This is a genomic window from Streptomyces sp. NPDC054847 (assembly GCF_053610925.1).
Window position 1 is genome coordinate 1 of the sequence record NZ_JBSGZJ010000392.1, and the last position, 6,624, is coordinate 6,624.

Genomic DNA, 6,624 nt, shown 5'->3' on the forward strand with positions numbered 1-6,624 from the left:
CTCCAGGGGAAGGCGCGGCCGGCGGTCGTTCCGGCCCCGTGCCGTTCCGCGCGTGTGGCAGGGTCGCGGCATGCCGTTCGATCACAACGACCACTACCACCGCCTGCTGCTGCGCCATGCGCCGCGCGGCGGTGGCGCGGCGCTGGACGTCGGGTGCGGGACGGGTCGGTTCGCGCGGAGGGTCGCCGGGCTCGGCCTGGACGTGGACGCTGTCGATCCGTCCGCCCGGGTGATCGCCGAGGCACGTGCGCGGTCCGCCGCCGCCGGGGGACCGCGCTTCGTACAGGGCGACATCACCGGGATGGAACTGCCCCGCGGCCACTACGCCTTCATCTCCTGCCTGGCGAGTCTCCACCACATGCCGTTCGCCACCGTCGCCGCGCTGCGGGACGCGCTCGCGCCCGGGGGCACGCTGGTGGTCCTCGGCTGTTACGCGGAGAGGACGGCCGCCGACCGGGCGTGGAGCCTGGCGGCCGTGCCCGTCAACGCCGTCGCCCGGCTCGCCGTGGGTACGGCGGACCGGTGCCGCGCGGGGAACGGCGGGCGCATGACGCGCCCTCCGGTACGGCAGCCGGACATGGCGCTGGCCGACATCCGGCGTGAGGCGGCGGTGCTGCTGCCCGGGGCGGGCGTGCGGCGGCTGCTGTTCTGGCGGTATCTGCTCGTCTTCCGCAACAGCGGCTGAGGCCGGTCAACCCGGCGATTATGCACTAGTGCATAATCTGGTTGCTTCTAGTGCAGGATCGGTCTAGGTTCTGGGTATGACCGCCAAGGCTCCCTCCCCCGTCACGCTCACCGGCCGCCATGTGCGCCTCGAACCGCTCACGGAGGGCCATCTCTCCGATCTCTTCGCCGCGGGCGGGCAGGACGAAGAGGTCTGGCGGTGGCAGGGCGGGCCCGCCCCGCAGAGCGAGGCGGAGCTCGGTGACACACTCCGCGAGCTGCTGGCCGCGGCGGAGCAGGGCAGGTACGTGCCGTTCGCCGTGATCCACCTCGGTTCCGGGCGGGCCGTCGGCTGGACCACGTTCTCGGACGTCGACGTCCGGGACGAGCGCCTGGAGATCGGGTGGACCTGGTACGGGCGGGCGTACTGGCGGACCGCTGTGAACACCGAGACGAAGCTGCTGTTGCTGGGCCATGCCTTCGAGGAACTCGGCATGAGCCGCGTCCAGTTGAAGACCGACCACATGAACAGGCGCTCACAGGACGCCATCGCGCGCCTCGGGGCGCGGCGGGAGGGTGTGCTGCGACGCCACCGGCGGCGGCCGGACGGGACGTGGCGCGACAGCGTGTACTTCTCGATGCTGGCCGACGAGTGGCCGGCCGCTAAGGAGCGGCTGGAGGGCCGGCTGTGACCGGCGGGCCACAGGGGCGCGCGCCGCTACGATCCGGTGGCATGGGGATCACTGTGCAGTCGCTGACGTACTACCCGGTCAAGGGCTGTGCCGGCACATCCATGGAGTCGGCCCGGGTCGGCGCCACAGGTCTGGAGCACGACCGGACGTTCATGGTCGTCGACGCCGTCGATGGGGCGTTCCGGAGTCAGCGCAAGACGCCCGCCATGGCCGCGGTACGGCCGGAGCTCCTCGACGGCGGGCGGACGATGCGGCTGAGCGCGCACGGGATCGAGAGCGTGGTCGTGGCGGTCGACCCCCACGGGCAGCCGCGGCCGGTGAGCCTCTTCGACAAGCCGGTCGGGCACTGCCCGGACCAGGGCGAGGACGCGGCCGAGTGGTTCTCCGAGGTGCTCGGCGCCAAGTCGCGGCTGGTGCGCGTGCCGAGCGGGTTCGACCGTGACGGATGGGGCGAGACGCCGGGGAAGGTCGCCTTCGCGGACGCCCATGCCGTGCTCGTCGTGTCCCAGGCGTCGCTGGACGGACTGAACGCGCGGATCGAGGCCATGGGCGGGGAGCCGGTGCCGATGGACCGCTTCCGCGCCAACATCGTGCTGGACGGGTGCGCCGAGCCCCATGACGAGGACATCATGCGGCGGTTGGAGGCCGGCGGCGTGCGACTCGCCCACTCCGTACGGGCGATGCGCTGCTCCGTTCCACTGGTGGACCAGCGCACGGGGCTGCGGGCCGGCCCCGAACCGGTGCGCACGCTCGCCACGTACCGACGGGAGCCCGCCTACGACAACAAGGTGAGCTTCGGCGCGAAGGCGGCCGTGGTGCGCGAGGGCACACTGTCGGTCGGGGACCCGGTGCGGGTGGAGCGGTACGCGAACGGGACGCCGGATCCCCGGCGCCCCGCCTCCTCGTGAACCGGCCGGCTCAGCGCCCGTAGCGGATCAGGGCCCTGACCATCCGGCATGTCGTGTCGGACGGGACATGGACGCCGATGCGCTCCGCCGTCGACCGGATCCGCCGGTTGTCGGCGGTCGCCGGGTGGTAGACGCCGGAGTCCAGCAGCGCGATCGCGAGGCGCATGGCCTTCAGCCGGCGGTTGTGGGACACGTACCACTCGCGCGGCTGTCCGGCCGGGAGCGGCTTCTTGCTGAGCGGGGTCAGGGGCTTCGTCGTGAGTGTGGCTACGGCCATCGGCAACCTCCTGGCGCGGTGGCGGGACCATCCCGAACTACTGTTCATTCTACCGGTGGGCACTGACAATTTCCCCTGGCCAGACGGCATTTGAGGGGCTCCGGAGCGGTACCGTGGAGCCCATGGAGATCTGGATCAACCCCGCCTGTTCCAAGTGCCGCAGCGCCGTGGACCTGCTCGACGCGGAGGGCGCCGAGTACACCGTCCGCCGCTACCTCGAGGACGTGCCGACCGAGGACGAGATCCGCGCCGTCCTCGAGCGGCTGGGCCTGGAGCCCTGGGACATCACACGCACCGGCGAGGCCGTCGCCAAGGAGCTGGGCATCGCCGACTGGCCGCGGGACGACGCCTCCCGTGACCGCTGGGTCGCGGCGCTCTCGCAGCACCCGAAGCTCATCCAGCGCCCCATCATCACGGCGGACGACGGGTCCGCGGTGGTGGGACGCTCGGAGGAAGCGGTACGGGACGCGCTGGGCCGCGGCTGAGCGGCGGGGCATGACGAGGCGCGGCTGCGCACCCGGGGCTGCCCGTACAGGAGATGCGCGCCCTGCTCGACGCGGCAGGCGCGTGAGGGTGCGGTGCCGCGCCGCGCCTCGTGCGAACTTCCGTTGCCTTAAGGAAAGTTAAGGAAGTGCCGGGCGAGGCCGGTGAGCAGCCCGCCGCGGCTACTCGTACGTAAGGGCACAAGGAACCATCCGGCCGCCCCCGCGGCCGGGGACAGGAGCCCTTACGTGTCACGCAAGAAGACCCTCAGCGGCAAGAAGAAGCTCGCCCTCCTCGTCGGCGCGGCGGCCATGGTTGGCGGCACTGCGATTGTCATGACCGGGACAAGTCAGGCGTCCGTTGCCTGCGACGGGCTGGCCCAGGCGGTCCGCAACAACGAGAACTTCATCGCCGGGCAACGGGCGAATCCCGACGCCCAGTCGGAGGCACGGATCGCCAACCGCGAGGCGGTGATCGCGCAGATCAGGGTCCAGCAGGAGGCCGCCGGCTGCGACGCCGGAGAGGGCGGCGGCCAGGCGGCGGCTCCCCCGGCCGAACAGCCGCCCGCAGAGGCGCCGCCCGCAGAGGAGGGCGCGGGCGAGGACCAGGGCGCAGGTGAAGAGCAGGGCGCAGGTCAGGACGACCAGGCGGGCGAGGGGGCCGGCGGCGGCGCCGCGGGCGAGGTGGTCTGCGCCGGCTCCACCGTGACGCTCTCCGGTGAGGGCGGCGCACCCGCCGCCTCCAGCGGCGAGTTCCCCGTCGGGACGCGGCTCAAGGTGACCAACCTGGACAACGACAAGTCCACGACCGTCGAGGTCACTTCCGTCTCCGGCAGCTGCGCGCTGCTGAACAACGCCGCCTTCGAGCAGGTGCGCGAGGCGGGCAAGTTCCTCATCCGCAACGCGCGTATCGAGCGCGTCGGCTGACCCGTACCGGTCGCGCCGGATCCGAGGACGCACGCCGTGGCGGCTCCCCCTTCCACTGTCCCAGGGGGAGCCGTGGCCGCCGGGCCGCACACCCGGCGGTGCCACGGCGCCGTCCGTACCGCGCGGCCGTGGTGCCGCCGTAGCCGCAGGCCCCGGTAACGCCCCCGCCGGCCCTGCGGCTGCGGCCTTCCCGCCGCCTACGGCGCCGTCCCCGCCAGCAGTTCCTCGGCTTCCGCGAGGATCTCCGTGAGCCGCACGCCGAAGCGGATGTCGCAGTCGTGCGCCTGCCCCGTTCGCGCGGACTCGAGCAGCGCGTCGACCGCCCTGCGGAACGAGTCGACCGGATCGCCCCAGCCCTCGGGAAGCTCCGCCCTCCCCCGCTCGCCCAGCAGGACGAGACTCGTGCCGGCGGCCTTGCCCGGCGCGCTCAGGCCGAGGGTCACCGTGCTGGAGGCCCCGGAGGCGTGCCGCAGCGCCAGGTGGACGGTGTCGGCCGGGCCACGGGCCGCCGACAGCGTTGTCACATCGCCGAGCACCGGGATCAGCGCGGAGAGGGCGTGCGGGCCGACGTCCCACAGGCCGCCCTTCTCACGCCGCCAGGGCGAGGCCGCGAACGGGCTGTCGGAGCCGTCCGAGTACAGCGAACCGAGCCACTGGGCGTGCGCCGTGAACCACCCGTCCGAGGCGGCCTGTTCGGCCACCCAGGGCGCCGTGTCGGCGGCGAACCGCAGCGTGCAGAAGACCACGGAGGCCACCTGGGCGTCCTTTGCGGCACGGGCCGCCGCGTGCGCCGCGGCCACGTTGGTCGCGACCGGCTTGTCCAGCAGCAGGTGGCGGCCCGCCGCGGCCGCCCTGGCGGCGAGCGGGGCCTGGACGTCCGGCGGCACGGCGAACGCGACGGCGTCGCTGACCGCGAGCAGGGCCTCGATCCCCTCGTCGCCGGTGAACGCCGCCGTGCCATGCGCGTCGGCCAGTGCCGCGGCCGCCTCCGGCCGCCTCCCCCACACGCCGCTGAACACGACATCCGGATGCCCGGCCAGCGCCGGCGCCTGCGTCATCCCCGCCCATGGCCCGGCACCGATGAGGCCTATGCGCAGCGGCTGTGTCTGCTTCGTCATGCGCACCAGTGTGCACGGTCACAGAGCCGCCCATCCGCGCGGTCCGGCGTGCGCGCACCCGTGGAGACCCCTGTATACGACGTGCCGCCACCGGCCCGTTTCCCGGGCGCCCGGCCCCGTCCCGCCTCTCACGCCCCGGCTCGCGGCGGCCGGGACGATCACCGACCGGCGGGGATGTGTCGCGTGTCTCAGAACATTCCCGGAAACGTTGCCGGGGACGGTTCCCGCGACATCTCCCCTGACGCGTCCGGGGACACCCCCGGCCCCTGCGAAGCACCTCTGACCAGCAACAACGCGACCCGCCACGCGCGTTCACGACCCCGGTCCGAGGTGCCGCCGCCCCTGCTCCGGCCGCGGCAGGAGGGGCGCCTCCCCGACCCGTCCCGGCCGTCCGGCCCGCTGCGTAACGTGGGGTTCACAAACGGGCAACGGCCGGGAAATCGCGTATTGCCAAGCTGCGCGGCATACCGCTGCACCCGCAAAGGATGAGGCCCCGTGACCTTCAAGGCTGAGTACATCTGGATCGACGGCACCGAGCCGACCGCCAAGCTTCGCTCGAAGACGAAGATCCTCAACGATGGCGCTGAGCTGCCCATCTGGGGCTTCGACGGGTCCAGCACCAACCAGGCCAAGGGCCACGCCTCCGACCGCGTGCTGAAGCCGGTCTTCACCTGCCCGGACCCGATCCGCGGCGGCGACGACGTCCTGGTGCTGTGCGAGGTCCTCAACACGGACATGACCCCGCACGAGTCCAACACCCGCGCCGCGCTCGCCGAGGTCTACGAGCGCTTCGCCGCTCAGGAGCCGATCTTCGGCATCGAGCAGGAGTACACCTTCTTCGACGGTGAGCGTCCGCTCGGCTTCCCGGCCGGCGGCTTCCCCGCCCCGCAGGGCGGCTACTACTGCGGTGTCGGCGCCGACGAGATCTTCGGCCGCGACGTCGTCGAGGCGCACCTGGAGAACTGCCTCAAGGCGGGGCTCGGCATCTCCGGCATCAACGCCGAGGTCATGCCCGGCCAGTGGGAGTTCCAGGTCGGCCCGCTCGCCCCGCTCGAGGTCGCCGACCAGCTGTGGGTGGCCCGTTGGCTGCTCTACCGCACCGCCGAGGACTTCAAGGTCTCCGCGACGCTGGACCCCAAGCCGGTGAAGGGCGACTGGAACGGCGCGGGCGCGCACACCAACTTCTCGACCAAGGCGATGCGTGAGGGCTACGACGCCATCATCACCGCGTGCGAGTCGCTGGGCGAGGGCTCCAAGCCCCTCGACCACGTCAAGAACTACGGCGCCGGCATCGACGACCGTCTCACCGGTCTGCACGAGACCGCCCCGTGGAACGAGTACAGCTACGGCGTCTCCGACCGTGGCGCCTCGGTCCGTATCCCGTGGCAGGTCGAGCAGGACGGCAAGGGCTACATCGAGGACCGCCGCCCGAACGCCAACGTCGACCCGTACGTGGTGACCCGCCTCCTGGTGGACACCTGCTGCGCGGCGCTGGAGAAGGCCGGCCAGGTCTGAGCGCAAACAGCTCCTTGAAAGGGGCCCCGCCGATTCCGGCGG

The 6,624-nt window shown here is 72.5% G+C and carries 8 protein-coding genes; 6 read left to right on the forward strand and 2 right to left on the reverse strand.

Features of this window, described 5'->3' with window-relative positions; translation table 11 throughout:
- Positions 1-70: 70 nt before the first annotated feature.
- The 3 genes from ACWGH4_RS28155 (at position 71) to ACWGH4_RS28165 (ending at position 2,263) form a co-directional block, all read left to right on the forward strand.
- Positions 71-685, forward strand: a complete 615-nt coding sequence (locus tag ACWGH4_RS28155) for a class I SAM-dependent methyltransferase (RefSeq protein WP_453465882.1) — start codon at positions 71-73, stop codon at positions 683-685.
- Positions 686-761: 76 nt separating this feature from the next.
- Positions 762-1,355 carry a GNAT family N-acetyltransferase gene (locus ACWGH4_RS28160; RefSeq protein ID WP_453465884.1) on the forward strand — a complete coding sequence of 198 codons (594 nt, stop codon included), beginning with the start codon at positions 762-764 and terminating at the stop codon, positions 1,353-1,355.
- Positions 1,356-1,396: 41 nt separating this feature from the next.
- A complete protein-coding gene (locus tag ACWGH4_RS28165; RefSeq protein WP_453465886.1) occupies positions 1,397-2,263 on the forward strand; it encodes an MOSC domain-containing protein in 867 nt (288 codons plus the stop codon).
- 10 nt (positions 2,264-2,273) lie between these two features.
- On the opposite strand, the gene ACWGH4_RS28170 is transcribed toward ACWGH4_RS28165, so the two are convergent.
- Positions 2,274-2,540: a hypothetical protein gene (locus ACWGH4_RS28170; RefSeq protein ID WP_441262654.1), complete on the reverse strand. Its 267-nt coding sequence runs from the start codon at positions 2,538-2,540 to the stop codon at positions 2,274-2,276.
- 122 nt (positions 2,541-2,662) lie between these two features.
- Here ACWGH4_RS28170 and ACWGH4_RS28175 point away from each other — a divergent pair, with 122 nt between their 5' ends.
- Together ACWGH4_RS28175 and ACWGH4_RS28180 are read left to right on the forward strand one after the other, a co-directional pair.
- A complete protein-coding gene (locus ACWGH4_RS28175; RefSeq protein ID WP_453465889.1) occupies positions 2,663-3,025 on the forward strand; it encodes an arsenate reductase family protein in 363 nt (120 codons plus the stop codon).
- Positions 3,026-3,271: 246 nt separating this feature from the next.
- Positions 3,272-3,949, forward strand: coding sequence for a hypothetical protein (locus tag ACWGH4_RS28180; protein ID WP_453465891.1), 678 nt, complete (start codon positions 3,272-3,274; stop codon positions 3,947-3,949).
- Positions 3,950-4,146: 197 nt separating this feature from the next.
- Here ACWGH4_RS28180 and ACWGH4_RS28185 read toward each other — a convergent pair whose 3' ends face one another.
- Complete coding sequence (locus tag ACWGH4_RS28185) at positions 4,147-5,067, reverse strand: Gfo/Idh/MocA family oxidoreductase (RefSeq protein WP_441262657.1); 921 nt, start codon at positions 5,065-5,067, stop codon at positions 4,147-4,149.
- Positions 5,068-5,562: 495 nt separating this feature from the next.
- Here ACWGH4_RS28185 and glnII point away from each other — a divergent pair, with 495 nt between their 5' ends.
- Positions 5,563-6,582 carry a glutamine synthetase gene (glnII, locus tag ACWGH4_RS28190; RefSeq protein ID WP_307706001.1) on the forward strand — a complete coding sequence of 340 codons (1,020 nt, stop codon included), beginning with the start codon at positions 5,563-5,565 and terminating at the stop codon, positions 6,580-6,582.
- The last annotated feature ends 42 nt before the right edge of the window (positions 6,583-6,624 follow it).

Coding starts and splice junctions, on each gene's coding strand:
- ACWGH4_RS28170 (WP_441262654.1), bottom strand. CDS start 2,540: ATGGCCGTAGCCACACTCACGACGAAGCCCCTGACCCCGCTCAGCAAG.
- ACWGH4_RS28175 (WP_453465889.1), top strand. CDS start 2,663: ATGGAGATCTGGATCAACCCCGCCTGTTCCAAGTGCCGCAGCGCCGTG.
- ACWGH4_RS28165 (WP_453465886.1), top strand. CDS start 1,397: ATGGGGATCACTGTGCAGTCGCTGACGTACTACCCGGTCAAGGGCTGT.
- ACWGH4_RS28155 (WP_453465882.1), top strand. CDS start 71: ATGCCGTTCGATCACAACGACCACTACCACCGCCTGCTGCTGCGCCAT.
- ACWGH4_RS28185 (WP_441262657.1), bottom strand. CDS start 5,067: ATGACGAAGCAGACACAGCCGCTGCGCATAGGCCTCATCGGTGCCGGG.
- ACWGH4_RS28160 (WP_453465884.1), top strand. CDS start 762: ATGACCGCCAAGGCTCCCTCCCCCGTCACGCTCACCGGCCGCCATGTG.